Source organism: Nocardiopsis halophila DSM 44494, from assembly GCF_000341245.1.
In the GTDB taxonomy this organism is placed as follows: Bacteria; Actinomycetota; Actinomycetes; order Streptosporangiales; family Streptosporangiaceae; genus Nocardiopsis_A; species Nocardiopsis_A halophila.
The window spans coordinates 71,376-96,605 of the sequence record NZ_ANAD01000003.1; the positions used below are offsets into that span (position 1 = coordinate 71,376).

Here is a 25,230-nt window from a genome sequence, read left to right on the forward strand (position 1 = left end):
GCCCTGCGGACCACGCCGCCGCGGCGGCGTCGAGGACGTCGTCCACCGGGACCGGCCCCGCCTCCCCCAGGTCGTCGGGGATGGTGATGCCCTCGGCGGCGAGGAGCCGGACGCGCTGCGCCTGCCCGTTCCACGTGCGCTTGCTCCAGGCGAGCGGCCCGCCGGCCATCGCGGTGAAGGACACCTCCGGGTGGACCTCGTACAGCCGGGCCCCGCGACGGCACAGCTCTCCGGCCTCGCGGATCTTGGGGAACAGGGCGAAGCCCTGGGCGCCGACCCCCTTGCCGGCGAGCTCCCTCTGGAGCCGGTCGGCCTGTTCGCGGCTCATGCACTCCAGGACCCGGCGCGACGGCACGGGGAAGACACTCCCTCTGCGAGGCCCGAGCATCGACCGGGCCCGGAGGTCGCACTCGCGCCAGAGCCGCCCTTCCGGGGGCAGGCCCAGCGGTACGTCGACCGCGATGACGGCGCCCTCGGCCCCTTCTACCGGCTCGGACAGCTTCGGGTGGAAGCGCGCCTCACAGAACACGCCTCCGCGCAGGTGGACGGCGATCCAGCCCCCTGGACACCCGTCGACGCCGACGACATGGTCGGCGGGGGCGCGTTCGGGGTCTGCGCCTTGGGGGTCGTCTGCCATGAGGAGGCCCTTCCCCCGGCGCGGCCGTCTACCCGGATCTCTTCGGATCCGCTCGGACGGCCGTCGGAGATCCGGGGCACGAGAGGAAAGAGAATCGACCGGGAAGGAATCCTTCCTTTCCCGATTGTGAAGGCTCGGGGTAGAGCGGCCTCACTGCGAGCGAACAGGTTTCTCCCGCTCCACTCCTGTTTCATGGGATCGCAGGATCGCATGCACCTCGGGGCCCTCGATGCGTTTCGTACCTCCCGGGGCCGGTGGGAGAATTTCTGCCACAGGGGCGGACAAACGTACTCATTCTTTTATCGAAAACGGGCACCCCCGACGCACTCCATCTCGTTATCATCCCAATACTGGCGGGTTGAATTCCGGCAAAAGGGGTGGCCATGGGCGAAAAGGGGACGGGGAAGCGGTACCGGGTGCGGACCCGCGACGTCTCCGGTCAGATGGTCGTCGGCGACGACAACGTCGTCGTCGCGGTCCACGGCGCACCCGAGGACGCCTCGGAGGCCGCGGACGCCGGCCTGGAGTCGCTGCGCGCCGGGTTCGCCGCCCTGCGCGAGCGGATCGACCAGGAGGCCGGGGACCGGACGCACACCGCCGCCCGCGAACGGATCGACGAACTCGAAGAGGCCGTCACTGCCGAGGAGCCCGAGGTCTCGACCATGGTGTATGTGCGCAGGTGGTTCGCCAAGCACCTGCCGGCGCTCGCCGGGGCCGTCACCACGCTGATCGTGCACCCGTTCGTCGGGGGGCTCGTCGAGCACGCGGGCGACGCCGTGGCCGCCGAGTTCTCCCGCCACTTCGGCGGCGACGGCGGAGCAGGGGAGTGAGGGCGCCCGACGGCGGGAACGGCGCGGACAACTGGGTCGAGGTGGCGGGAAGCGTCACCGGGACCATGGTCGTCGGCGACCACAACGTGGTCGTCACCGCCGAGCGGTCCCACGTCACCGTCGTCCAGCCGGGACGGCGGCCGGAGGCCAGGCGCCGGGACGACGTCCGGCTGCTGCCGCGGCGCGTGCGCGGCGCGCTGGGCCGCGACGCCGAGTCGGAGGCCGTCGCACGCGCCCTGGACGAGGACGGCGCCGTCCAGGTGTACGGCCCCTCGGGCACCGGCAAGAGCACGCTCCTGCGGATGTGCGCCCACCGGGCGCAGGCCGACCGGGGCCCGGTGGTCTTCGTCGACGCGGCCGGGCAGGAGGCCTCCGACGTCCTGCACGAGGTCTTCGCCGCCTGCTACGACGCGCCCGGGTACCGGCCGGGCCGCACCGAGCTGCGCCGCTTCATGGCCGACGTGGGCGCCACCGTCGTCCTCGACGACCTCGAGTGCCCCCGCGAGGACCTGGACGGGGTGCTGGATGCCGTGCCCGAGTCCGCGGTCCTGCTCTCCTCCACCCGGCGCACCCTGTGGTCCCACGGCAGCGTGCTCCCCTTGGAGGGGCTCGGCCACGCCGACGCGCTCGCCCTGCTCGCCCGCAGCGTGGGGCACCCCTTGGACGAGTCCGAGCAGGCCCTGGCCGACGAGCTGGTACAGGCCACGTCGGGGCGCCCCCGGCAGCTGCTGCTCTGCGCGGAGCACGGCAGGCTGCTCGCGCCCGCGGAACTGCCCGACCTCCTGCCCCGGGTCGTGGAGTCCTTGGAGGCGGACGAGCGTGCCGTCGCGTCCCTGCTCGCACTCGCGGGCCCGCCCGGTGCGGACCCTGACCTGCTCTCTGCGGCCGCACCGCCGGGGACCGACGCGACGGCGGCGTGCGAACACCTGGAACGGCTGGGCATCGCGGTCCCCACCGGTCAAGGGCACCGCATCGCCCCGGACCTGGGCGGCACGGCGGAGGGGGTCGCGCCGCCCTCCGGTGCGGAGCTCGCCGCCGTCGCAGAGCGCCTGGCCCACTGGGTGACGGCCCCGGGCCGCCCCGCAGAGGAGACCGCCCGCGCCGAGGGCCTGATCACGCGCACCGTCGACGCCCTGGACCGCGCCGGCTCCGCCGAGGCGGGGGTCCGGCTGGCACGCGCCGCAGCGCCGCCCATCGCCTGCTCGCTGAACCTGGGGGCGTGGGGGCGGCTGGTCGAACGCGGACACGCCGCCGCCGAACGGGCCCGCGACAACCGGGCCGTGGCCTACTTCCTGCACGAGGAGGGCGTGCGCAGCCTGGTGACCGGTCGGCGCGCGGCCGCCGCGGCGGGGTTCGCGGCGGCCGCGGCGCTGTGGCGGGAGATGGGCGACGAGGCGGCCGCGCGCGACGCCGGGGAAGGGGCCGAGCTGTGCGGCCCGGAGGGCACGGACACCGGTTCCGGCGCGGACGGCGTCGGCCCGGGCCCCGATGCGGACGCCGACCCGGGGGTGTCCGGCGCGGAGGGGGCACCGCCGACGGCCGACGCGGGTGCGGCCCCGCCCGGCGGCGGCGAGGCGGTGGGCGAGGCCGCCCACCAGTCGGGCGGCCTGGCGACCGAGGTCGCGGGAGCGGCCGACCCCGGGGGCTCGGTCACGTCCACGGTCGTCTCCACCGGCACCGGAACCGCAGGCAAGGCCGGGGCCGGGATCACCGCCAAACTCGCGGTCGGCGGAGGGCTGGCCGCGGTCACCGCCGGCGGGGTGGTGCTGGGCCAGCAGGTCCTCACGTCCGACACCGTCCCGGTCAGCGTCATGGTGGCGACCGCGGCGGCCGAGGTCGCCATGCCGGGTGAGCCGGGCGAGGACTGCGCGGTCGGCGACGGCGCCACCGACTGCACCACCGTGGTCGACTCGGCGAAGGGGGAGACCGGCCCGATCGAGGTCGACCCCGACGCACCGCTGCCGGAGGGCGTCTCGTTCCTGTACTGGGGGTGCGAGGAGGGTCCGGGGGCCGAGTCCTGCACGGTCCGGGCCGACGCGGCCCTGACCGTGTGCATCAGCACCACCGCCCCGCAGGACGCGGCCAACCGCCGCGCCTGCGCCGAGGCCACGGGGTCGGCCGCGGCCTTCCGACCGGTGGCGTGGAACGACGGCGGACGGCTCAAGGCCGTCACCGCCCCTGGTGGAGAAGTGGAGGTGCTCGAAGAAGAGGTGGCCCCCGGGTCGGTGGCCTGGTCGGCCGACGGCACCAAGATCGCGTGGTTGGAACTGGAGGAAGTGGGAGTGCCCGCCGACGGGTGGACCGTCCACCTGCGTGACCTGGCCGGCGGCGAGGATCGCACCTGGACCTGCGAATGGTGCACCATCGCGTTCCTCGGAGACACACTCGTCTCCTCGGGCTGGGAGGACGATCTGCTCGTCTACCCCGAGGACGGCGGCGACCCGACTGGCCGCGACCTCCCCCAGATCCCCGACGGCCCGCCGGGGGACACCTCCCCCAACATCGAGCTCACACCCATGTGGAGCGGAGGCGAGCAGCGGCTCTACGCCCATGTCAGGGACGACCCGGGCGACCCCTTCCATACCGCCTTGTACGAAATCGTCTCCCTCGAAGAGGCCCGGCACGTCGTGGACACCGGGAGCGTCCAATTCAACGAGGAGGTGGTCGTCGCGGTGAGTCCGGACGGTACCCGCGGTGTGGTGGCCACGCACTCCTACGGAGTGTCCACCTCACCGTGCGCCAAGGTGGGTCCCGTGCGCGTAGTGGACTTCACCGACGGGACGGCGCAGGCCGAGGTGGTGGCGGACCCGAGCAGAAGCCTTAGCGCAGCCTGGTTCGACGACGAGGGCACGGCGAAGACCGTCTTCATGCCTTATGGGGCCGATTCTGACTACGTCTCGGAGGCTGAGTTCGACGGTTACTGCATCTATGACTCGTCCGTCGAACCGGAGGCCTACACCTTGGACCCCGAGGCCGATGACTGGTCCCCGGCACAAGGCGAGGGCCTGCGCGAGGTCGACCTGGGAGAAGGCTGGACCGCCCGCTACGGCGACGGCCGAATCACCCTCCTCGACGACAGCGAGAAAACGGTCGCCGACCGCGCAGACGTGGTCTTCCCTACGGGGTGACCGAACCCGGCGGCCCCGGTCCCCTAGTTCCCGGCCGAGGGATCGGTTGCGCCTGCGTGCCCCTCTCGTCCGTCACCGATAAGAGGTACAACTCTGGACACACCGTGTTCCACCTTCAGAAAGCGGGCGAGAGCAGACCGTGGACAAGCAGTACCTCCGATTCGTCAAGGCCGAGACGCCGATCCTTGAGCCGGTCACCAAGCTCGGCGGGCAGCCCGTGTGGTTGGAAGAGCCGACGTGGCCGCTGTCCGCCAAGACAGGCAATCCGATGAGGTTCATCGGCCAGATCGCCCTGCCCGGCGATCGGCCCCGGCTCGCCTACCTCTTCATGACCGAGGATGAGGACGCCTGGTTGATCGAGAGGACCTGGGAAACCGACGCCGGAGAGAACGCCTTCTTCGCCCAGCCGGGGCGCCCGGCTTCCTTGTACGACGTCCGCCCCCTGTCGACCGGCCCCACCCATGGCCCCGACCACCTGGCGGTCCCGACCTCTTCCGAGGAGACCTCCACGTCCTTCGTGGGAGGAGCCCCGAAGTGGCTCCAAGGAGAGGAGACGCCGACCGCCTCAGGACCCTGGGAGCACACCCTTCAGCTCGACAGCTGCGACGTTCCCTTCCCTGTCAACTTCGGGGACGCGGGTATCGGCTACGCATTCCTCAACCCGCACACGGGAGAGGGCAGGTTCCTCTGGCAGTGCTGCTGACGACGGTGCTCATCGTCGGCACCGCTGCTGAGCGTCTCCTTCCCTCGTCGCGAAGCGTGCGGAAGGTGTACGCCTCATCTGCCACAAGCACCCACTGCACATCCCTTGGGCGTGCCCGGATCAGCGATCGAGGGATCGAGAAGGATCTTCAAGTGGCGATGTGGGCTGCGAGCCGGTCGGTCACGGTGCGGGGCTCGCGGCCGAGGAGTTCGGCCAGCTGAGGGGCCGCTTCGGCGAAGTAGCCGGCGCGGGCGGCCTGGTACCAGGTGAGCATGGATCGGGCCGCCTGCTCCGGGACGCCGGTCGCGACCTGGTCGGCGACCCACTGTTCGTCGTCCAGGACGACGCGCTTGACGGTGCGGCCGGTGAGGTCGGAGGCGGCCTCGGCGAGATCGTCGAAGGTGACGGCGGTCGGCGCGGTGAAGGTGACGGGGCCGTCGAAGGAGCGGGCACCGGCGAGGACGGCCGCCGTGGCCTCCGCTACCTCGGCACGGTCGGTGTACGGTACGGGCCCGTCCTCTGGCAGGGCGATCTCGCCGGTCCGCTGCCACGGGCCGAGAACCTGGTCGAGCGGGCCGTAGGCGCCGTTGCGCAGGGCGGTCCAGGCGACACCGGAGTCGCTGAGCATCGCCTCGGTGCGGATGTGGATCTCCGACGGCCGATACGGGTTGCCGGGGACGGCGCCCTGCTGGCTCGTGTAGAGGATCCGCCGGGCGCCGGCCTCGACGGCGGCTTCGATGGCCGTGCGGTGCAGTTCGACCATGTCGGCGGCCGGGTCGTTGCCGGACACCAGTAGGACCTGCTCGGCACCGGCGAACGAGTCGCGCAGCGCGGCCGGTTCCTCGTAGGAGCCCTGCCGCACGCGCACACCGCGGTCGGCGAAGTGCTGCGCCTTGGCGGCGTCGCGGACACTGACGCCGATCCGGTCGGCGGGCATGCGCTCGAGGAGGTGCTCGACGGTGGCGCCGCCCAGCCCGCCGGTGGCACCGGTCACAACGATCATGTTCTCGACCTCTTCCTGCGTGCCCACCGCGTCCGTCCCGGCGGTGGGCGGAGCCACAAATTAACCACCTAAGTCAACTTCTCTTCCGCCGACGACCGTAGGTAAGCTGACCATGGGAGTCAAATTACGCCGCCGGGCGACGGCGAGAGAGGGTGAGGGCCTTGGCCGATGCGGTGCCTTCGGAATCCCGGCTGCGCGCCGACGCCAGGCGCAACTCCGAGCAGATCCGCGCCGCCGCGATCGGCGCGTTCCAAGGGCGGGGCCTGGGCGTCCCACTGGAGGAGGTCGCCAAGGCGGCAGGGGTGAGCAAGGCCACGATCTTCAACCGGTTCGGCGGGCGGATCGGCCTCATCGAGGCCGTCATCGAAGAGGTCGTCACCGCGGAGCTGTTCGCCGTCATCGACCGCGCTCGGACCATCGACGACATCGACGAGCGGATCACCTACTACCTCACCGCGCTCCGGGACCTCCAGTACCGCCAGCCCGCCGTCAACGACGTGCTCCTGCAGACGTATCCGCACTCGCAGCGGCTCATGGACATCTGCCGGGCCGGGAGCGAGGCCAACGACGAACTCGTCGCAGCGGCGCGCACCTCGGGCGCACTGCGGCCGGAGTTCACGGCGGGCGACCTGCACGCACTCGTCGTCGACACCGCCCTCGCCCTCAAGCACGGCGAGCGCCCTCCCCGGGACGCCTACGACCGCCGCACCACCTACCTCCTAGAGGGAATCCGCGGGCGGCCGTCCGCTGCTGACGGACGATGACAGCGCGCGATCCGTGCAGGCGGCTACGGATGGATGATCAGAAGTAAAGCCCTAGTAGTACTTCGTTGGGTTCCTGGTTTCTCTTTTCCCTGCCCGGTTCCGCCGTCCGCCCGGTTTGCCTGGTTCTCTCGTTGATCTCGGGAAAAACGACCCTTCCCGCCCGTTTTTAGGGTCGTTTTTCCCGAGATCAACGAGAGAACCAGGCAAACCGGGCGGACGGCGGAACCGGGCAGGGAAAAGAGAAACCAGGAACCCAACGAAGTACTACTAGGTGTCCTGTCCTGAGGTCAGAGCTCCCGCTGTTCGAGGGAGCGCAGGAACCCCTCCCACTCGAGGACGGGGAACTCCAGGTGGCCGAGGTGACGGTGCCGGGTGTCGCGGACCGCGGTTCTCTCTCCTTCGGCGACCTCCACACAGCTGCTCGATGCACCGCTGTAGCTGGACTTGTGCCACTTACGAGTTGTCACTTCGCACCTTTCGAAGCAGGTCGATCGTCAGATCCGGAGACAGCGCCCATGCCAAGAGTTCCTGCAGGACGGCCGTGAACCGCTGGACATCTTCGCTGTCGTCGATGAACGCGCCACCGCCGGCGTGGTCGGCATAGACGATCGGGGGACGTTGAGCGAACCTCAGGAGCTGGAACGGCCCTGAAGCACCACCGTGGTAGGCCGTAGCGGAGGGGACCACCAGGAATCGCACGATGCTCTCTCCCGCGAGGGACTCGATGTGCTCGAGCTGTTCGCACATCAGCCCCCGGGAGCCCACCGGCGCCCGAACCGCTCCTTCGCCCACGACCGCCGTGAGCTTGGGAGCGTTCGTGTCCAGCAAGGCCGCCAGGCGGCCCACGCGGAGCCTGGTGAGGCGATCGATCTCACCAGGGGAGTCCAGGGGCCTCCCGTCCTGGAAGATCACCCGCGCATACGCTTCGGTCTGCAGGATCCCCGGGATCAGTGTCGGGTGGAAGTAGTGAATCTCGCTTGCTTCCTCTTCCGCCTTGACCACATCGGTGTGCCAATGAGGGTGGTCCGCGGACCTGCTGGCGTCTGCCCACTGGCGGAGCAGCGCCCCGCTTGTAGCGAAAACACCTTCGAGCTGTTCCGCAATGTCCTTTCTGGTCCTCCGAGTCCCACGCTCCATGGCCCCCACCATCTGGGGCGATACACGGACGCGTTTCGCCAGGCCGTCGAGCGTCATGCCTGATTGTCGGCGGTACTTGCGCACCTCCGCCCCGAATCTTGCCCATACGGGGTCCGGCGACTCCACCATGTTCGTAGCGAACCACACAGGCGACACACTCCGCTACGGGTTTCGCCGTTTCACCTCCAGTGATGTGGAAGGTCTTCTTGTGGTGGAGCTGTAGTGCCAGCCTCGGAAAATGAAAGACCCCGGCGGCTCGCACAAGCCCCGGGGCACGGCCTCCACCTGAGCAAGAGGTGAAGACATGTCCGATTCTAACCAGACGACGCATCAACGATCGACTTCCCCGTCCCCGGCAGAGGAGGGGCACAACGCCAAGCGGCACCGCCTCCAAGCTCTCGCCGAGCGGCTCACCGGCCGGGGTGTCCGCTGCCTGATCGCTCTCCCGCTACAGGACGCACCCGTCCTCTACGTAGCGCTCCGGCGGGGAACCGTCTGCGTCGTCGCTGCCGAGACCACCGGCGGATGGACCTTCGTCGGCCCCGGGCTGGAGTTCGACGCCGACTCCCTGGTCGACGACGCCGAGCTGTGCGTCGATGAGGCCTTCTGCAACGCCAAGCGCCACACACGCAGCGGCCTCCCCGGGGGAATCGTCCACCTGGCCCTCTACGCCACCGCCGACGGCCCTCTCTACATCGACCTCACCGACGCCGGCCCGCTTGTCCCCGAGGACCGGCCCCGGGTCCGGTCAGGCCCCGTGGGCGCAGACCTCGATGCCGAGAGCGGAAGGGGAATGTTCCTCATCGACTCCCTCGCCGCCCACTGGCTCTACGTCGACAAGCCCGACGGCGGGTGCCTGTCCCTCACTCTGCTGACCCCCGACAGGGCGCCCGCTCCTCTGCCTACCTGACCCCGGGAGCACCGCCCCCATGCCGTGGCCCCCGCCCTGTTCCAGGGCGGGGGCTCGACACGCACGACAGCCGGGGACCGGGGGCGGGAGCAGTCCGACCCTGGCGGCCTACTCCTTCAGGTAGCCGATGTCCTCGTACTGGTGGGTGCCGAAGCCCGGGGCTCCCAGGTTGGCGAGGTCGGAGCGGACGGCCATCATCTGCGGGCGCTGGTACAGCGGGAGGGTGTGGCCCTCCTGCCAGAGGAGTTCGTCGGCCTTGTTGACGGCGCGCAGGGAGGCCTCCTCGTCCAGGGCCTCCAGGGCCTCGTCCATGGCCCGGTCGATCTCCTCGGAGGCGATGCGGCCGACGTTGGAGCGCCACTCCGTGCCCTTGGGCCCCTCTACGGGGGAGGCCCACTGCGGGAGCGACTTGGAGATCGGGAAGCGCCCCCCGGTGTTCACGAACGCGACCATGTCGTAGTCGCCAGGAAGCACGTACCGGGAGAACAGCTCGTCGCCGCCCACCTGCTCGATGTCCACGCCGACGCCCACCTCGCCGAGCATGGCCTGCGCCATCTCCGCCTCGTCCTGGGCCGGGCGGAACCCTCTGGGGACCAGGAAGCGCAGTTCCAGGCGGGTGCCGTCCTTCTGACGGATCCCGTCCGCTCCGGGCTCCCAGCCCGCCTCGTCCAGCAGCTCGGCCGCGCGCTCCGGATCGTGCCCGCCCCACCGCCCGCTGTTGTCGGTGTAGCCGGGCTGCCCCTCCAGCAGGAAGTGGTTCCCCAGCGGCTCGGCCTCCATGCCGAGCCCGCTCAGCGCCGCGTCCACCATGGCCTGCCGGTCCACGCCGAGGAACACCGCGTGCCGCACCCGCCGGTCCTCCAGCAGGGGGCTCTGCCCGTTGAGCGTGATGTGCCGGTAGTCCGGCCCGAGCGCGATCCGCACCTCGCCGTCGTTCGCGGAGTTCGCGCGGGCGAAGGACCCCGCGTCGACGGGCAGCGCGTAGGCGTCGATGCCGCCGTCCAGGAACGCGCTGTCCAGACCCTCGGGGTCCATCGCGGTGAAGACGATCCCGTCGAGCACGGCGGGCTCCCCCCACCAGCCGTCCCAGCGCCGCAGCTCCAGGCGGCGGGCCCCGTCGTCGACCCCGGCCACCTCGAACGGCCCGGCGGTCACCGGGATGTCGCCCCGGTAGGCGTCGTCGAAGGCCTGGGGGTCCTCGGCCACCGACTCGGGCAGCAGCGGGGAGAACAGCGAGGGGTACTCCGAGAACGGCTCGGAGAACTCCACCACCGCCTCGTACTCGTCGGCGCCGGGCCGCACCTCGGCGATCCGGTCGTAGCCCACCTCGCCCAGCACCCGGTACCCGTCGGAGGCCCCGTCCAGCGCCTCGGCGGTGGCCCGGTAGTCCCGCCAGGTGATCGGGGTGCCGTCGGACCAGTGCGCCTCGGGGTTGAGGCGCAGCGTCAGCAGCTGGGGCCCCTTCCGGCCGGCCTCGCGCACCTCGGCCCCGAGCACGTAGTCGGGGTCGGGCCGCGGCCCCTCCTTCGGGTCGGTCTCGAAGGGGGTGGGCAGCACCGCGTCGGTGACGGTGCGCACGGTGGCCAGGTTGCCGTCGGCGTGGTGCGGGTTCCACTGCGCGGGGAACTCGTTGATGCCCCAGTCGAGGGTGCCGCCGGGCTCCAGGTCGGCGCGGTCGGCGGCGCCCACGTCGACACCGGCGACGGCGGTCGGCCGGGGGCCGTCGCCGTCCTCCGCGGGCGAGCAGGAGGCGGCGCCCACCGCGAGCGCACAGAGCAGCGCGGCGGCGCGCCGGGCGCGTGCCTGACCCACGTGCACCCCTTTCGGATGGTTCCCCCGGCGGAGGGCGGCCGAGAGTCCCGTCGCGGACGAAAGCCGCGATTGGAACAATCCGGAAATACTACTGCGAATCCGCCCCGGGCGCCTCAGCTTCGGACCCGCGGATCGATGAGTATTCGCAGCGTGTCGGCCACCCCACCCGCGGCGACCACACACGCCGCCCCGAAGGCGCACGCCGCGGCCGCCGCGTTCACGTCTCCGTCCTCCACCGCCTCCACCAGCATCGCGCCCACACCGTGCCGGCCGAAGACCCGTTCCACGAACACCGCACCGGTGAACATGGCCGCGGCGGTGTAGGCCACGTAGGTGGCGGCCGGCACCAGGCTGGTGCGCAGCGCGTGGGAGCGCAGGGCCCGCCCCCGGGTCAGCCCCTTGGCGCGGGCGGTGCGCACGTACACCGACCCGGCCTCGTCGGCCATCAGGCCGCGCTGGTACCGGCTCACCACCGCCGCCAGCGGCAGAGCCAGGGCCACCGCCGGGAGCACCATGTAGCGGATCCGGTCGACCGGCCCTGCGCCGGGCGGGGGCTCGCCCGCGGTGCGCAGCAGCGCCTGGCCCGCCGCGTCGTTGACGCCGACCGCCAGCGTCTGCAGGACCACCGCCACCACCAGCGGCGGGACCGAGATGAGCACGACCGCGACCAGAGTCGCCGCCGTGTCGCCCCCGCCGTCCTTGCGCGCGCCCGCCCAGGCGCCCCAGGCCACCCCGCCCACCGCGCCGAGGACGGAGCCCAGGACGAGCAGGCGGGCGCTGGCGGCCGCGCGGTCGGCCAGCTCGGAGGCGACCGGGCGCCCGTCCCAGGTCTGCCCGAGGTCGCCGGTCACAGCGTCCGACGCCCAGTGCGCGTAGCGCAGGACCAGCGGCTCCCCCGGGTCGAGATTGCGCTCGGCGAGCTCCTGGCGGACCACCTCAGGCGAGGGGCGCGGCTGCTGCGCCGCGTAGTTGCCCGTCGGGTCGAGCACCGCCGCGCTCAGCAGATAGGCACAGCTCGATGCGGCCGCCAGCAGGCAGGCGTACCCCGCCAGCCGGCGCAGCAGGAAGAGCGCCGACCGGCTCACCCCAGATGGACCTGCCCTTCGGCCACGATGACGGCGGGGCCGCGCAGCCGCGCGCCCTTGGCGTCGAGGAGGACGAGGCACTCGCCGCCGGGGACCCGAACCCTCCAGGTCGCCCCCTGGCCCGGGGCGCCCGCGGCGCAGTCGGCCGCGACGGCGGCGGCGACGATGCCGGTCCCGCACGAGCGGGTCTCGCCCGAGCCGCGCTCGTAGACGCGCATGTCCAGCACGCCTTCGCCGACCGGGGCGACCACCTCGACGTTGCCGCCCGCGGGGAAGGCCTCCGGGTCCAGGTGCGGGGCGGCGGTGAGGTCCAGCCCGGCCACCGGCCCGTCGACCATGCAGGCCAGGTGCGGATTGCCCACCGAGACGCGCAGCCCGCGGACCTCACTGCCGTCGGCGAGCCGGGCCGTCCCTTCGCCGAGGACGTCGGCGCGGCCCATGTCCACGGTGACGTCGCCGTTCTCCTCGACGTCGACGCTGCGCACGCCCGCGCGGGTGCCGACGTCGATGCTCCGGCCCGCGATGAGCCCCGCGTGCAGGAGGTAGCGGGCGAACACCCGAACGCCGTTGCCGCACATCTCGGCGACGCTGCCGTCGGCGTTGCGGTAGTCCATGAACCACTCGCAGTCGGCAGAGGAGGCCGCCGGGCCGGTCAGATTCTCGCCCAGCGCGCGCGTGCGGACGACCCGCAGCACGCCGTCCCCACCGATCCCCGCGCGGCGGTCGCACAGCCGCGCCACGAGGTCGGCGGTGAGGTCCAGGGCACCGTCCGGGTCAGGGAGGATCACGAAGTCGTTCTCGGTGCCGTGGCCTTTGGCGAAACGCATGGAGATCATCCTAAGGCGCGATCGGTTGCCTCAGAGACGAACCGGGCGAGGCCGATGGAGCGACGCTCCAACGACGGTCGGGGAGCCGGTTCCCGTCGCGCCGCACAGCGTCCGACGTGCGGCGATAAGGAGCGACGAGTGGTGGGAAAACCGCGCCGGATGACAGGCGCGAGTCGGGATCCGCGGGAGGGGCGGACGGTGTTCACAGACCGTCGTGCCGTGCCTCTGTGCCGTGCCTCTGTGCGGCGCTTCTCCGGATCGCCAGGCGAGTCCCGGGCACAGGAACGGAGCGGGACGTCGGCCCCCCGTCCGTCCGATCGGGTCCTCCCCCGCTGCCAGACTGGAGGAATGGGTACGAGCACGGACGGAGACGGGACCGGGACCGGCGCCGCGGGCGAGAGGCCCCCGCAGGAGCAGGGCGGACTCCCGGTCGTGTCCGTCGTCGGCCCCACCGCCGCCGGAAAGTCCGACCTGGCCGTCGAACTCGCCCTGCGGCTGCGCGCCTCCGGCCGCCACTCCGAGATCATCAACGCCGACTCCATGCAGCTCTACCGGGGCATGGACATCGGCACCGCCAAGATGCCCGCCGACGAGCGGCGCGGGGTCGAGCACCACCTCCTCGACATCTGGGAGGTGACCGAGCCCGCCGACGTGGCCCGCTTCCAGCGGCTCGCGCGCGGCATCGTGGACCGGCTGCGCGCCCAGGACGCCGTACCGGTCCTCGTGGGAGGCTCCGGCCTGTACGTGCGGGCGGTCCTGGACAAACTGGAGTTCCCCGGCACCGACCCGCAGGTGCGCGCCCGCCTGGAGGCCGAACTGGCCGAATCCGGCCCTGAGCCGCTCCACGCGCGCCTGGCCGAACGCGACCCCGCCGCGGCCGAGGCGATCCTGGCGAGCAACGGACGCCGCATCGTGCGCGCGCTGGAGGTCATCGAGCTGACCGGCCGCCCGTTCACCGCCACCCTGCCCGACCACGTCTCCTCCTACCCGTCGGTGCAGGTCGCCCTGCAGGTGCCCCGGCCCGAGCTGGACGAGCGCATCGAGCTGCGGGTCGACCGCATGTGGCGGGCCGGCCTGGTGGAGGAGGTCCGCGCCCTGGAGGGGCACGGCCTGTCCGACGGCAGGACGGCGCCGCGCGCGCTCGGTTACGCCCAGGTGCTGCGCTTCCTGCGCGGTGAGTGCACCGAGGAGGAGGCGCGCGAGGAGACCGTCCGCGCGACGCGCCGCTTCGCCCGGCGCCAGGAGTCGTGGTTCCGCCGCGACCCTCGCGTGCACTGGCTCCCCTACGACGCCCCCGACCTGGTCGAGCGCGCGCTGGGCCTGGTCGAGGAGGTCATCGCCGAGAGCACCGGGAACGGCTCGACTCAGTCCCGGGCCCAGCGGGCCACGAAGTAGCCGACCCCGTAGGGCGCCTCGTCGGCGAGGAGTTCGCCCTTGAGCGCCTCCTCCCCCGCCGCCCCGGCGAGCACCTGCCATGCCGGCCGCCCGGCCGCCATCAGCTCGCGGGCGTCGTCCGGGTCGATCCGGGCCAGGGCGGCGGAGTCGGCCCGGGCCAGGGCGGCGGCCACCTCCGCGTCGAATCCGGGGGCCCGGTCGTCCGGCCTGCCGGGCGAGGCCGGGGGACGCCGCGCGCTGCCGTCGCCCATCACCAGAAGCGCCAGGCTCCCCGTCTCCGAAGCCAGCTCCGCTCCGAGCGCCAGGCACTCCTGCGTAGAGGCCTCCGAGGCGACCTCGACATAGGCGTCCGGCAGCAGCCCCTCACGCTCGGCCATCCAGCGGCCGATGGTCAGCGACAGCGGCAGAACGGCGGGCGGCGGACCGATCGGAAGGCGCACCCCGTAAGGGGCCAGGTCTCCACCACTCCCGGGGCCGTGGCGGCGCGTGTGCTCCCCCGGCCCGACGACGACGAGGCGGTCCGCTGCGCACTCCCCCAGCGCCGTGACCGCAGAGGCGCACTCACGCCTGAGCGGGTCGAGCTCCGCGGCGGCCCCGGTGGCCGTCTCAGGGACGATCAGGGGCGGGAACGGGCACACGGCGGTGGCGGTCAGCATGACTCCCCACCCTAAGGCGGCGCACCCCCTCGACCGCGCCAAGGGGCGCCCCCACGACCTGCAGGACAACACCCCGGGGCAGCGGAACATCCCCATCGGACTTTCGGACGGTCTCCACCTGGGGCGGTCCCGCCCGCCCTCAGCCGCCTCTTGCCGCGGGCCTTCCGCCGGGCTAGCGTGACGCTATGACCACTTGGTCGAATCCGGTCATACGGTCAGACCCTCCCGGGAGGGGCACCGGAACGGCACGCGCACCCGGCCACCACCGCCGGCCGGTGGAGGAGGAGCGGACGGACATGGCAGGGCGCGCACGAGAACCCGACACCACGGCCGCGGCCAAGGACCGGCGCGCCGAGCGCATCCTGGACGCGGCCGCGGAGCTGCTGGCCGCGCTCGGGTACCGCCGCGTGTCCATCAGCGAGGTGGCCCGCCGCGCCGGGGTCGGCAAGGGAACGGTCTACCTGCACTTCCCGACCAAGGAGGCGCTGTTCCTGACCGTGATGATGCGGGCCCAGGCCGCACTGGCCGAACGCATCATCGGCGACATCCGTGCCGACCCCACGGCGGTCCTGCCGCACCATTCGGCCCGCCTCACCTACATGGGCGCCCACCGGGACCCCGTCCTGCGCGCGCTGCTCGTCGGCGACTCCGAGACGCTGGGGGTGCTCACCCGGGAGGCCCGACGCATGGTCGGCGACCTGCTCGACCAGCGCCGCCGGGCGCAGCTCGACTACTTCGCGCTCCTGCGCGAGAAGGGCCTGCTGCGCACCGACAGCCCCCTCGACGAACAGCGCCGCTCCTACGCGATCGTGGTGGCCGGCTTCCTGACCTCCGGGCCGCTGGTGAGCGCCGAGGGCGCCGCCCCGGAGACGCTGGCCGGGATGCTCGCCACCACCGTGCGCAACGCCTTCGAGGCCGGGCCCGACCCCGACCCCGAGGCGGTCCACTCCGCCGCACCGCCCGTGGTGGAGGCCTTCACCGAGGTGCAGAAGCGGATGCGGGAGGAGATCGCACGGCTCAAACTCACCTGACCCCCCCGACGCGGGGCCGGTTCCGGCGGATGCGGCGAGCGGCCGGCACCGGCGAGAGAGGACACCGACGATGACAGCCACCGCCGACACCGGCGCGAGCGGCGCCGTGAACCTGGCCGACCCCCGCATGCAGTCCGACCCGCACGCCGTGTTCACCGAGCTCCTGGAGCGCGAGCAGCCGGTCCGGGCCCGCTTCCCGGGCCTGGAGGACGAGGTGATGCTGGTCTGCGGCTACGAGGGCGTCCGGGCGGTCCTCTCGGACCGCCGCTTCGTCAACGACCCCGACTCCATCGCCGGGGGCGGCGTGCAGAACGTGCGCGTCAAGAGGCTGATGAGCCTGGGCCTGACCCGCGACCAGGCGCGCTACCTGGTGGACGCGAGCATCCTGGACATGGACGGCGACGACCACACGCGCCTGCGCAAGCTCGTCTCGCGCGCCTTCACCGTCAAGCGGGTGAACGCGCTGCGCCCGCGGGTGGAGGAGATCACCGACCGGCTGCTCGACGAGCTGCCCGGCCGCGCCGAGGACGGCGTGGTGGACCTCGTCGAGCACTTCTCCTACCCGCTGCCGATCACGGTGATCTGCGAACTGGTCGGGGTGCCCGAGGGGCAGCGCATGCAATGGGGCGACTGGGGCCGCAGGCTCATCCAGGCCGCGGCCGCCGGCGGGCAGCTGGACGCCCTGGAGGGCATCGTCGCCCACACCCGCGAGCTGATCGGACAGCGGCGCGCGACCCCCGCCGAGGACCTGGTCACCGCGCTCATCCGCGCCCACGACGAGGACGGCGACCGGCTCTCCGACATCGAGCTGGTGTCCATCGTGCTCACCCTGATCCTGGCCGGGCACGAGACCACGGCGCACCTGATCACCAACGGGACGCTGGCCCTGCTGGACCACCCCGACCAGCTGCGCCTGCTCAAGGAGGACCCGGACATCGGCCCGCGCGCGACGCACGAGCTGATGCGCCGCCACGGGCCGGTGCAGGGCACGCGCATGCGCTACGCCTCCGAGGACATGGAGGTCGCCGGGATGCGCTTCACGCGCGGCGACGTGGTCATCGCGCTGCTGGGCGGCGCCAACACCGACCCGGACGCCTTCGCCGATCCCGGGCGCCTGGACCTGGCCCGCGAGCCCGCCGGGCGCCGCGAGTCGCACGTGGGCTTCGGGCACGGCATCCACTACTGCCTGGGGGCGGCGCTGGCCCGCCAGGAGGGCGAGGTGGCCTTCACCCGGCTCTTCGAGCGCTATCCCGACCTGTCCCTGGCCGTCGGGCACGACGAGCTGGAGCGCGAACCGCTGCCGATGTTCTGGCGCCTCAGGTCGCTCCCGGTCCGCCTGGGCTGACGGCGCCCGGGGCGGCCTGCGCCCGCCGGACGTTGATCTCGGGGAAGACGGCCTTATACCGGCCGGTATTACCCCGACTTCCCCGAGATCAACGCGGGAAGCGTCGCCCCCTCAGGCGTCGCAGCAGCCCCCGGCGGGCGCCGCCGGCTGCGGGGCGGGCGCGCCCACCGAGGGCATGCCCAGCAGGACGCCCGGCTTGGCGTCCTCAGCCGTGCCGTTGCGCGCCGCCCAGGCGTCGCCGGCGCGGGTGCGGCGCAGCGCGCGCACGCCCGAGTCGGCCACCAGGTGGTGCGGGGCGGCGTAGGTGATCCCGACGGTGACCATGTCACCGGGCCGGGGCTCCTCGGACCCCTCCTCCACGGCGAAGTGCACCAGGCGGTTGTCGGGGGCGCGCCCGGAGAGCCGGCGCCGCTCGCCGTCCTTGCGGCCCTCGCCCTCGGCGACCAGGAGCTCCACCTCGCGCCCGACCAGCTCGGCGTTCTCCTCCTCGGAGATCCGCTCCTGGAGGGCGACCAGCCGCTCGTAGCGCTCCTGGACGACCTCCTTGGGCAGCTGCCCCTCCATCTCGGCGGCGGGCGTGCCCGGCCGCTTGGAGTACTGGAAGGTGAACGCCGAGGAGAAGCGGGACTCGCGCACCACGTGCAGGGTCTCCTCGAAGTCCTCCTCGGTCTCCCCGGGGAAGCCGACGATGATGTCGGTGGTGATGGCGGCCTCCGGCATGGCGGCGCGTACCTTCTCCACGATGCTCAGGAAGCGCTCCTGGCGGTAGGAGCGGCGCATCGCCTTGAGGACCCGGCTGGAGCCCGACTGCAGCGGCATGTGCAGCTGCGGCATGACGTTGGGCGTCTCGGCCATCGCCTCGATCACGTCGTCGGTGAAGTCGCGGGGGTGGGGCGAGGTGAACCGCACCCGCTCGAGGCCCTCGATCTCGCCGCAGGCGCGCAGGAGCTTGGAGAAGGCCTGGCGGTCGCCGAACTCGGCGCCGTAGGCGTTGACGTTCTGCCCGAGCAGGGTCACCTCGACCACGCCCTGCTCCACCAGCGCGCGCACCTCGGCGAGCACGTCGCCCGGCCGGCGGTCCTTCTCCTTGCCGCGCAGCTGCGGGACGATGCAGAAGGTGCAGGTGTTGTTGCAGCCGACCGACACCGAGACCCAGGCCGCGTAGGGCGACTCGCGCCGCGTGGGCAGGGTGGAGGGGAAGGACTGCAGCGACTCCTCGATCTCCACCTGGGCCTCGCGCTGCACCCGCGCGCGCTCCAGCAGGACCGGGAGCGAGCCGATGTTGTGGGTGCCGAACACCACGTCGACCCACGGCGCCCTGCGCACGATCTCCCCGCGGTCCTTCTGCGCCAGGCACCCGCCCACGGCGATCTGCATCCCGGGGTGGGCGTCCTTGACCGGACGCAGGTGCCCGAGGTTGCCGTAGAGGCGGTTGTCGGCGTTCTCCCGGACCGCGCACGTGTTGAAAACGATGATGTCTGCGGTGCTGCCTTCGGCTGCGCGCTCGTACCCCGCGTCCTCCAGCAGGCCGGACAGGCGCTCGGAGTCGTGCACGTTCATCTGGCAGCCGTAGGTCCGCACTTGGTACGTACGACTCTGGCTCACATGTCCCAGGCTAGTGGCCATAGAGGGCGGGGCCGACCGCCGATTCCCGGCGGACGGCCCCCTTCAGCCCTCATCCGGCCCTCACCGGCACCGCGATCAGGCCGTCGCCGCAGCCGGGGCCGCAGCGGTGCCGTTGCGGCCCGCGTACCACTGCCATCCGAAGACCGCCCCGGCGACCACCAGCCCGGCCAGGTCGGTCTCCCACCCGAAGTGCAGCAGGGCCACGCCCGCCGCGGCCAGCGGCAGCCGCAGGGACCAGCCGNTGTTGATGTACCCGACGACCGCCACACCGACCACGCTGGCGCCCACGATGCCGGTGAGGGCCGCCCACAGGCCGGTGGCCAGGGTGGTCTCCTGCAGCATCAGCTCGGGCGAGAGGACGAACATGAACGGCACGACGAAGCCCGAGACCGCGATCCGCACCGACTGCACGCCGGTCATGATCGGGTTGCCGCCGGAGATGCCGGAGGCCGCGTAGGCCGCCAGGCAGACGGGCGGGGTGATGTCGGCCATCACGCCGAAGTAGTAGACGAACATGTGCGCCGTCAGCAGCATCGCCACGGTGGGCGCCTCCAGGTCGCCCTGGAGGATGGTGATGATGGCCGGGGCGGCCAGGGTGGCGGTGATGACGTAGTTGGCCGTGGTCGGCACGCCGATGCCCAGGATCAGGCAGGCCAGCATGGACAGCACCATGGTCGGCAGCAGCTGGCCGCCGGCCAGCGCGACCAGCCCGCCGCTCAGCTTGAGTCCCAGGCCGGTCAGGGTGATCACACCGGCGATGATGCCGGCGCTGGCGCAGGCCACGATGATCGGCACCGCCACGCGGGCGGCGTTGACCAGCCCGTCCAGCAGCCCCCACGGGCCGAGCCGGTCGGGCATGTCCCGCCAGCGGCCCAGCGCCAGGAAGACCAGCTGCACCACGATGTTCATGCCGATGGTGATGACGATGGCGCCCATGGCCGAGAAGATCGGCGAGTACCCCATGGACAGCAGCACGAACAGCCCGATGATCGGGATCAGCATGTAGCCGCGGGTCACCATCAGCCGGCGCACGCTGGGCAGCAGCCGCTTGGGGATGCCCCGGATGCCGAGCTTCTTGGCGTCGTAGTGCACCACCACGAACTGGGCGACGAAGAACAGGACCGCCGGGACGATCGCCGCCTTGATGATCTCCAGGTAGGGCACGCCGGTGAACTCGATCATGATGAACGCCGCGGCGCCCATGATCGGCGGGGCGATCTGCCCGCCGGTGGAGGAGGCCGCCTCGACCGCCCCGGCGTACTCGGGCTTGTAGCCCGACTTCTTCATCATCGGGATGGTGAAGGCGCCGTTGGAGACGGTGTTGGCCACCGAGCTGCCGGTGATGGTGCCGGAGAAAGCGCTGGTGACGATGCCGACCTTGGCGGTTCCTCCGGTCGCCCAGCCGGTGCTGCCCAGGGCCAGGTCGGTGAAGAAGCGCTCCATGCCGGTGCGGGTGAGCATGGAGGCGAAGACCAGGAAGAGGAAGATGAAGGTGGAGGAGATGCCCAGCGGGGTGCCGAACACGCCCTCGGTGCCCAGGAACATGGTGGAGACGATCCGGTCCACCGTGTACCCGCCGTGGTGCAGAAAGCCCGGCATGAGCGGCCCGAACAGGGCGTAGGCCAGCATCAGCGAGGCCAGGAAGACCAGCGCGGTGCCCAGCGTGCGCTGCGCGGCCACCAGCACCAGCAGGATGCCCACGGTGCCGACGGCCACGTACTCGGGGTTGATCACTCCGACGGTGCGGATGATCTCCTCGTAGTTGACGAACAGGTACAGGCCCGAGCCGATGCCCAGCACCGCCAGCACCACGTCGGCGGCGGGCATGCCCAGCGGCCGCCAGGGCACGTATCGGGCGGCCTGCACCAGCAGCAGGATGCCCAGCGCCGGCAGGAGCACGTACACGTCGGCGATCTGGTAGGCCGCCAGGTAGGCCAGGATGCCCACCCCGGCCGCGGTCAGCGCCCAGCCGTAGATGCGCTGGTTGCGGGTCTCCTGCTCCTTGGCGGGGTAGAGCAGGAACACCAGCCCCAGCCCCAGGGCCAGGTGGAAGCCGCGCTGCTGCAGCCCCGGCAGGGTGCCGAAGTACCCGGTGTACAGGTGGAACAGGCTGAGCACGAGGCCGACGGCGAAGACCGCCCACCGCCACAGCGGGCGCATGTCCCGCCGCGTGCCCGCGACCTGCTCCGCCGCGTCGTGCTGCTCCAGCTCGGCGACGTCCTTCTCCAGGTCCCGGAGGGCCTCGGCGTCGTCCGGTGCGGGTGCGGAGGGCTTCGGATCGCTCGTCATCGCCCCATCCCCATCTTCGTCTCGGGCGCCCGGGCGGGGCGGGGTCGCCCCCCGCCGCGGACGCGCAACTCCACGCGTGTGCCCCGCACCGCCAGGTCGAGCAGGCGCACGCGCCGCCCCCCGGGCAGCGCCAGGGTGTGGTCCACCTCGGGACCGCCCACCATCACCTCGACCGCGACGAGGGGGCGCCCGTGGTGCAGCACCCGGTAGCCGTCCTCCTCGCGCAGGAACTCGGTGGTCGTGCCCCCGACGTGCTCGGGGCCGACCGGGAGGTTGGCCCCGAAGGTGTCGAAGCGCATCTCCTCCATGCACAGCACCCCGCCGCGCACGGAGAACTCCTCCTCGACGGGGCGCTTGGAGATGGAGTGGGTGTGCACCATCAGGATCCGGTCGCCCTCGCGGACCGGGCGGGACAGCAGCAGCCGCCCCCCGCTCAGGTCGCCGACCTCGAAGCGGGGCCCCGCCGCGGCGGCGTCGCCGGGGGCGGCGGCGCCCAGCGCCAGCCCCGCCGCGGCCGCGGCGGCGGTGCCCAGGAAGCGGCGGCGCCCCGGATCCCCCCGGTGCGCCGCCGGCCGTCGGGTGCCGTGCCCGGCGTCAGTCCAGGACGCCTTCCTCCTGGTAGAAGCGCTCGGCGCCGGGGTGGAGGTCGACCGCGCCCTGGCCTTCGAGGGCGGTGTCGAGCTGGACCTGACTCCCGACGTCGTGCCCGATGTCGCCGGCACGGTCGTACATCTCCTTCGTCAGGTTGTACGCCAGGTCCTCGCCCATGGAGCCGCGGACGAACAGGGTGGCCCAGTTGGTCACCGTGGTGACCGCCTCGTCCTGGCCGTTGTAGGTGTCGGCCGGGATCTCCATGGTGCTGTAGGACGGGCTGTTCTCCTGGAGGGTCTCCAGGCCGTCGCCGCTGAACTCCACCAGCCGCACGTCGTTGGTGGTGGCCACCTGCTCGATGCTGCCGGCCGGGACGGCGAGGATGGCGAAGGCCGCGTCGGTCTGCCCGTCGCCGAGCTTGGAGGCCGCCTCCTCGAAGGTGCTGTTGAACGGCTCGATGTCGTCGGTGCTCATGCCGTAGGCCTCGAGGACGGCGTTGGCGGCCAGCTCCGTGCCGCTGCCGGGCGGGCCGACGTCGACCCGCTTGCCCTCCAGGTCCTCCACCGTCTCGATGCCCGAGTCCTCGCTCGCCACGATCTGCAGGACCTCGGGGTAGACATTGCCGATCATGAAGACGTCGTCGCCGTTCTCGATCGGCTCGTCGGCGAAGTCGCCCTCGCTGTTGACGGCGTCGGCGGCCACGCCGTTGATGGCCATGGCCACGTCGAGCTCTCCGCCGTCCAGCAGCCGCATGTTCTCCACCGAGGCGCCCGTGGCCTGGGTCGAGACGTTCACGTCCTCGATGTTGTCGGACCAGATCTGCGCGATCTCGCCGCCCAGCGGGTAGTAGGTGCCGCCCGTGCTTCCGGTGCCCAGGGTCAGGTCACCACCGGTGACCTCGGCGTCGTCGCCTCCCGCACCGGGGACGCTGCCACCGCCGCCGCACCCGGCGACCGCTATCACGCCCGCCGCCGCCACAGCGGAAACGGCTGCGAAGCGCCTGGCCGTGAATCTCGTCGTCATTCCGAGCGTCCTCCTCGTGCGATGAATTCGCCGCGGTGTGTGGGCACATCGGCTCACGATGCGTGGACAGGGACTATAGACACGCGGCCGATACGCCGCCGCTCCTGTGCGGTCACAAGTGGGGAACAAATGCCCCGGCCCCGCCCCGCCCCACCCCGCTCGGCCGACGGCATTCCCCCGGCCGGGGTCCGCCAACCCGGCGCGGGGGCGCCGCATCCGGCCCCCGCCCGCGCGCGGGCGGGTGGGCACGGGCGCGCCCTTACCGCAGGGAATCGCCCGGTACGGTCGTCCGCCGACCCCCCTTGGCACTAAGGTCGACATGCCACACATACACCCCGCGAACGCAGAGATCCTCTTATGACCGACCGCGTGACGGCCCCCCACGGCGCCTGGCCATCGCCGATCTCAGCGAGCGACGTCGCCCGAGGCACCCGCCGCCTGGGGTTCCCCGCGACCGCCGGCGGCGAGGTCTGGTGGGAGGAGGCGCGCCCCGAGGAGGGCGGGCGCACCACGGTGATGCGCTGCGGTCCGGACGGCGCCGCCGCCGAGCTGCTGGAGGCGCCCTGGAGCGCACGCACCCGGGTGCACGAGTACGGCGGGCGCTCCTTCCTGCCGGTGCCCCGGCGCGACGACAAGGCGCTCACCCGCTTCGGCATCGTCTTCGCCGACGCCGGGGACCAGCGGCTGTACCTGCTGGACCGGGGCGCGCGCGAGCCACGGCCGCTCACCCCGCCCCCGCCCTTCCCCGGCGCCCTGCGCTACGGCGACCCGGCGCTGTCGGCCGACGGGCGCCGGGTGGTGTGCGTGCGCGAGCGGCACGGCGAGGACGGTCGGGTGGACCGCGCGATCGTGGCGGTGCCGCTGTCCGGGCGGGCCGCCGAGGACCCCTCCGCCGTGGCCGAACTGGTCACCGGCGCCGACTTCTTCGCCTCGCCCACGCCCTCGCCCGACGGGGAGCACCTGGCCTGGGTGGCCTGGAACCACCCCCGGATGCCCTGGGACGGCACCGAGCTCCGGGTGGCCGCGCTGGGCCCGCAGGGTGCGGAGCGGCCCTACACCCTCAAGGGCGGGGTGGACGAGTCGGTGCTCCAGCCGGTGTGGAGCGGTCCGGCGCGGCTGCGCTTCGTGTCGGACTGGTCGGGTTGGTGGAACCTGTACGAGATCGGGCTGACCGGGCAGGCGGTCGCGCTCTACCCCGACGAGCGCGAGTTCACCCCGGGCCCGATGCCGCTGGGGGCGCGCTCGTGCGTCCCGCTGGCCGACGGGCGCCTGGTGGTGCTGCAGGGCGACGCCGACCTGGCGCCCGCCGTCTACGACCCGGACACCCTGGAGCTGAAGCCGCTGGACACCGGGGAGTTCACCACCTGGGAGACGCTGGACGGCGACGGCGAGCAGGTGGTGGGGCTGGCCTCGGGCCCGCGCGCCCCGCAGAGCCTGGTGCGCCTGGACCCGGCCACCGGCAGGACGACGGTGCTGCGCTCCAGCCGCGAGGAACTGCCCGACCCGGAGCTGCTCCCGGTGCCGCGCCGGACCGAGTTCTCCGGCAGGTACGGGGCGACCGTGCACGCCACCGTGTACCCCCCGGCCCGGCCCGGGGGCACCACGGCCGGGCCGGCGCCCTATGCGGTGTGGGTGCACGGTGGGCCGGTGGGGCGCGCCACCTGCGGGCTGGACCTGTTCAAGGCCTACTTCACCAGCCGCGGCATCGGCGTGGTGGACGTCAACTACAGCGGTTCGCTGGGGTTCGGCCGCACCTACCGCGAGCGGATCGCGGGCATGTGGGGCGTGGTCGACGTGGAGGACGCCGAGGCGGTCGCCCAGGCGCTGGTGGACTCCGGGGAGGCCGACCCCGAGCGGCTGGCGGTGCGCGGGCCCAGCGCCGGCGGGTACACCGCGCTGCTGGCGGCCTCCGGGCGGACGTTCGCCTGCGCGACGTCGCTGTTCGGGGTGGCGGACCTGCTGCAGCTGGCGGCGACCACGCACGACTACGAATCGCACTTCCTGGACACCCTGGTGGGGCCGCTGCCGGGCTACAAGGCGACCTACCGCGAGCGCTCACCGATCACCAGGGCCGACCGGGTGCGTGTGCCGGTCCTGCTGCTGCAGGGCACCGAGGACGCGGTCGTGCCCAAGGAGCAGGCGCGGGAGTTCGCCAAGGCGCTCGCGGACAACGGGGTGCGCCACGCGCTGCTGGAGTTCGAGGGCGAGGGGCACGGGTTCGGCTCGGCCGAGTCGGTCGAGCGGGGCCTGGAGGCGGAGCTGGCGTTCTACGGGGAGGTCTTCGGCTTCACCCCGCCGGGGGTGCCCGGCGTGGAGCTGGTGACCGAGTACCCCGACCCGGAGCTGGAGGCCGAGCCGCTGCCGGAGCTGGAGGACACCGGCCCCCGGGCCGCACCGGCGCGCACCGAGGACGCGGGCGACGGCGGGAGCGGGGGCGG

The 25,230-nt window shown here is 72.5% G+C and carries 21 protein-coding genes (1 of these 21 cut by a window edge); 9 read left to right on the forward strand and 12 right to left on the reverse strand.

Annotated features, from left to right (window positions below):
• A protein-coding gene (locus D450_RS0100490; protein WP_017536721.1) for a DUF429 domain-containing protein crosses the window boundary here: on the reverse strand, positions 1-637 show its 5' portion. It extends 32 nt beyond the left edge of the window; only the first 637 of its 669 coding nucleotides appear in the window; the start codon lies at positions 635-637; its stop codon lies beyond the left edge, outside the window.
• Between the two features lie 383 nt (positions 638-1,020).
• Between D450_RS0100490 and D450_RS0100495 the strand changes: the two genes are divergently transcribed.
• The 3 genes from D450_RS0100495 (at position 1,021) to D450_RS0100505 (ending at position 5,298) form a co-directional block, all read left to right on the forward strand.
• Entirely contained in the window at positions 1,021-1,467 is a 447-nt protein-coding gene (locus D450_RS0100495) for a hypothetical protein (protein ID WP_241482997.1), read from the forward strand.
• Positions 1,464-4,595, forward strand: a complete 3,132-nt coding sequence (locus D450_RS0100500) for an AAA family ATPase (RefSeq protein WP_026128298.1) — start codon at positions 1,464-1,466, stop codon at positions 4,593-4,595. The genes D450_RS0100495 and D450_RS0100500 overlap by 4 nt, the downstream gene beginning before the upstream one ends.
• Before the next feature lie 139 nt (positions 4,596-4,734).
• Positions 4,735-5,298 carry a YwqG family protein gene (locus tag D450_RS0100505; RefSeq protein WP_017536723.1) on the forward strand — a complete coding sequence of 188 codons (564 nt, stop codon included), beginning with the start codon at positions 4,735-4,737 and terminating at the stop codon, positions 5,296-5,298.
• Positions 5,299-5,446: 148 nt separating this feature from the next.
• Here D450_RS0100505 and D450_RS0100510 read toward each other — a convergent pair whose 3' ends face one another.
• Positions 5,447-6,301 (reverse strand): NAD(P)H-binding protein, encoded by an 855-nt coding sequence (locus tag D450_RS0100510; RefSeq protein WP_026128299.1) that lies wholly within the window; start codon positions 6,299-6,301, stop codon positions 5,447-5,449.
• A 161-nt stretch (positions 6,302-6,462) separates the two neighbouring features.
• Between D450_RS0100510 and D450_RS0100515 the strand changes: the two genes are divergently transcribed.
• Positions 6,463-7,065 (forward strand): TetR/AcrR family transcriptional regulator, encoded by a 603-nt coding sequence (locus tag D450_RS0100515; protein WP_017536725.1) that lies wholly within the window; start codon positions 6,463-6,465, stop codon positions 7,063-7,065.
• Between the two features lie 287 nt (positions 7,066-7,352).
• On the opposite strand, the gene D450_RS32080 is transcribed toward D450_RS0100515, so the two are convergent.
• Positions 7,353-7,532: a DUF397 domain-containing protein gene (locus D450_RS32080; RefSeq protein WP_026128300.1), complete on the reverse strand. Its 180-nt coding sequence runs from the start codon at positions 7,530-7,532 to the stop codon at positions 7,353-7,355.
• The gene (locus D450_RS0100525) at positions 7,519-8,331 is read right to left on the reverse strand and encodes a helix-turn-helix domain-containing protein (protein ID WP_026128301.1); all 813 of its coding nucleotides are present in this window, start codon (positions 8,329-8,331) and stop codon (positions 7,519-7,521) included. Before D450_RS0100525 ends, D450_RS32080 begins: the two co-directional genes overlap by 14 nt.
• A gap of 175 nt (positions 8,332-8,506) precedes the next feature.
• Here D450_RS0100525 and D450_RS34350 point away from each other — a divergent pair, with 175 nt between their 5' ends.
• The gene (locus D450_RS34350) at positions 8,507-9,112 is read left to right on the forward strand and encodes an ATP-binding protein (RefSeq protein WP_017536728.1); all 606 of its coding nucleotides are present in this window, start codon (positions 8,507-8,509) and stop codon (positions 9,110-9,112) included.
• 108 nt (positions 9,113-9,220) lie between these two features.
• Here the strand turns inward: D450_RS34350 and D450_RS0100535 are convergent, their stop codons facing one another.
• From D450_RS0100535 to dapF, 3 genes are all read right to left on the reverse strand, one after another.
• Positions 9,221-10,924 carry an ABC transporter family substrate-binding protein gene (locus D450_RS0100535; protein WP_241482998.1) on the reverse strand — a complete coding sequence of 568 codons (1,704 nt, stop codon included), beginning with the start codon at positions 10,922-10,924 and terminating at the stop codon, positions 9,221-9,223.
• A 113-nt stretch (positions 10,925-11,037) separates the two neighbouring features.
• Complete coding sequence (locus D450_RS0100540) at positions 11,038-12,009, reverse strand: ABC transporter permease (protein WP_017536730.1); 972 nt, start codon at positions 12,007-12,009, stop codon at positions 11,038-11,040.
• On the reverse strand, positions 12,006-12,836 hold the full coding sequence (gene dapF / locus D450_RS0100545) for a diaminopimelate epimerase (RefSeq protein ID WP_026128302.1): 831 nt from the start codon (positions 12,834-12,836) through the stop codon (positions 12,006-12,008). Before dapF ends, D450_RS0100540 begins: the two co-directional genes overlap by 4 nt.
• A 348-nt stretch (positions 12,837-13,184) precedes the next feature.
• Here dapF and miaA point away from each other — a divergent pair, with 348 nt between their 5' ends.
• The gene (gene miaA, locus D450_RS0100550) at positions 13,185-14,231 is read left to right on the forward strand and encodes a tRNA (adenosine(37)-N6)-dimethylallyltransferase MiaA (RefSeq protein WP_017536732.1); all 1,047 of its coding nucleotides are present in this window, start codon (positions 13,185-13,187) and stop codon (positions 14,229-14,231) included.
• Here the strand turns inward: miaA and D450_RS0100555 are convergent.
• A complete protein-coding gene (locus D450_RS0100555) occupies positions 14,201-14,887 on the reverse strand; it encodes a class III extradiol ring-cleavage dioxygenase family protein (protein ID WP_017536733.1) in 687 nt (228 codons plus the stop codon). The two genes, miaA and D450_RS0100555, sit on opposite strands and share 31 nt — an antisense overlap.
• A gap of 296 nt (positions 14,888-15,183) precedes the next feature.
• Between D450_RS0100555 and D450_RS0100560 the strand changes: the two genes are divergently transcribed.
• Positions 15,184-15,918, forward strand: coding sequence for a TetR/AcrR family transcriptional regulator (locus tag D450_RS0100560; protein ID WP_241482999.1), 735 nt, complete (start codon positions 15,184-15,186; stop codon positions 15,916-15,918).
• Between the two features lie 70 nt (positions 15,919-15,988).
• Positions 15,989-17,263, forward strand: coding sequence for a cytochrome P450 family protein (locus D450_RS0100565; RefSeq protein ID WP_017536735.1), 1,275 nt, complete (start codon positions 15,989-15,991; stop codon positions 17,261-17,263).
• 111 nt (positions 17,264-17,374) lie between these two features.
• Here D450_RS0100565 and miaB read toward each other — a convergent pair whose 3' ends face one another.
• The 4 genes from miaB to D450_RS0100585 form a co-directional block, all read right to left on the reverse strand.
• Positions 17,375-18,844 (reverse strand): tRNA (N6-isopentenyl adenosine(37)-C2)-methylthiotransferase MiaB, encoded by a 1,470-nt coding sequence (miaB, locus tag D450_RS0100570; RefSeq protein WP_026128303.1) that lies wholly within the window; start codon positions 18,842-18,844, stop codon positions 17,375-17,377.
• Between the two features lie 120 nt (positions 18,845-18,964).
• Positions 18,965-21,178: a TRAP transporter permease gene (locus tag D450_RS0100575; protein WP_017536737.1), complete on the reverse strand. Its 2,214-nt coding sequence runs from the start codon at positions 21,176-21,178 to the stop codon at positions 18,965-18,967.
• Positions 21,175-21,558, reverse strand: a complete 384-nt coding sequence (locus D450_RS0100580; protein ID WP_017536738.1) for a DUF1850 domain-containing protein — start codon at positions 21,556-21,558, stop codon at positions 21,175-21,177. Before D450_RS0100580 ends, D450_RS0100575 begins: the two co-directional genes overlap by 4 nt.
• Before the next feature lie 214 nt (positions 21,559-21,772).
• A complete protein-coding gene (locus D450_RS0100585) occupies positions 21,773-22,792 on the reverse strand; it encodes a TAXI family TRAP transporter solute-binding subunit (protein WP_083932511.1) in 1,020 nt (339 codons plus the stop codon).
• A gap of 357 nt (positions 22,793-23,149) precedes the next feature.
• Between D450_RS0100585 and D450_RS0100590 the strand changes: the two genes are divergently transcribed.
• Positions 23,150-25,230: S9 family peptidase (locus D450_RS0100590; protein WP_017536740.1), on the forward strand; the 2,081-nt coding region annotated here is incomplete at its 3' end.

Bases quoted from the DNA above. Each gene is read 5' to 3' on its own strand.
- D450_RS0100495 (WP_241482997.1), top strand. From the start codon at position 1,021: ATGGGCGAAAAGGGGACGGGGAAGCGGTACCGGGTGCGGACCCGCGAC.
- D450_RS0100510 (WP_026128299.1), bottom strand. From the start codon at position 6,301: ATGATCGTTGTGACCGGTGCCACCGGCGGGCTGGGCGGCGCCACCGTC.
- D450_RS0100525 (WP_026128301.1), bottom strand. From the start codon at position 8,331: ATGGTGGAGTCGCCGGACCCCGTATGGGCAAGATTCGGGGCGGAGGTG.
- D450_RS34350 (WP_017536728.1), top strand. From the start codon at position 8,507: ATGTCCGATTCTAACCAGACGACGCATCAACGATCGACTTCCCCGTCC.
- dapF (WP_026128302.1), bottom strand. From the start codon at position 12,836: ATGCGTTTCGCCAAAGGCCACGGCACCGAGAACGACTTCGTGATCCTC.
- miaA (WP_017536732.1), top strand. From the start codon at position 13,185: ATGGGTACGAGCACGGACGGAGACGGGACCGGGACCGGCGCCGCGGGC.
- D450_RS0100555 (WP_017536733.1), bottom strand. From the start codon at position 14,887: ATGCTGACCGCCACCGCCGTGTGCCCGTTCCCGCCCCTGATCGTCCCT.
- D450_RS0100560 (WP_241482999.1), top strand. From the start codon at position 15,184: ATGGCAGGGCGCGCACGAGAACCCGACACCACGGCCGCGGCCAAGGAC.
- D450_RS0100565 (WP_017536735.1), top strand. From the start codon at position 15,989: ATGACAGCCACCGCCGACACCGGCGCGAGCGGCGCCGTGAACCTGGCC.
- D450_RS0100580 (WP_017536738.1), bottom strand. From the start codon at position 21,558: ATGGTGCACACCCACTCCATCTCCAAGCGCCCCGTCGAGGAGGAGTTC.
- D450_RS0100585 (WP_083932511.1), bottom strand. From the start codon at position 22,792: ATGACGACGAGATTCACGGCCAGGCGCTTCGCAGCCGTTTCCGCTGTG.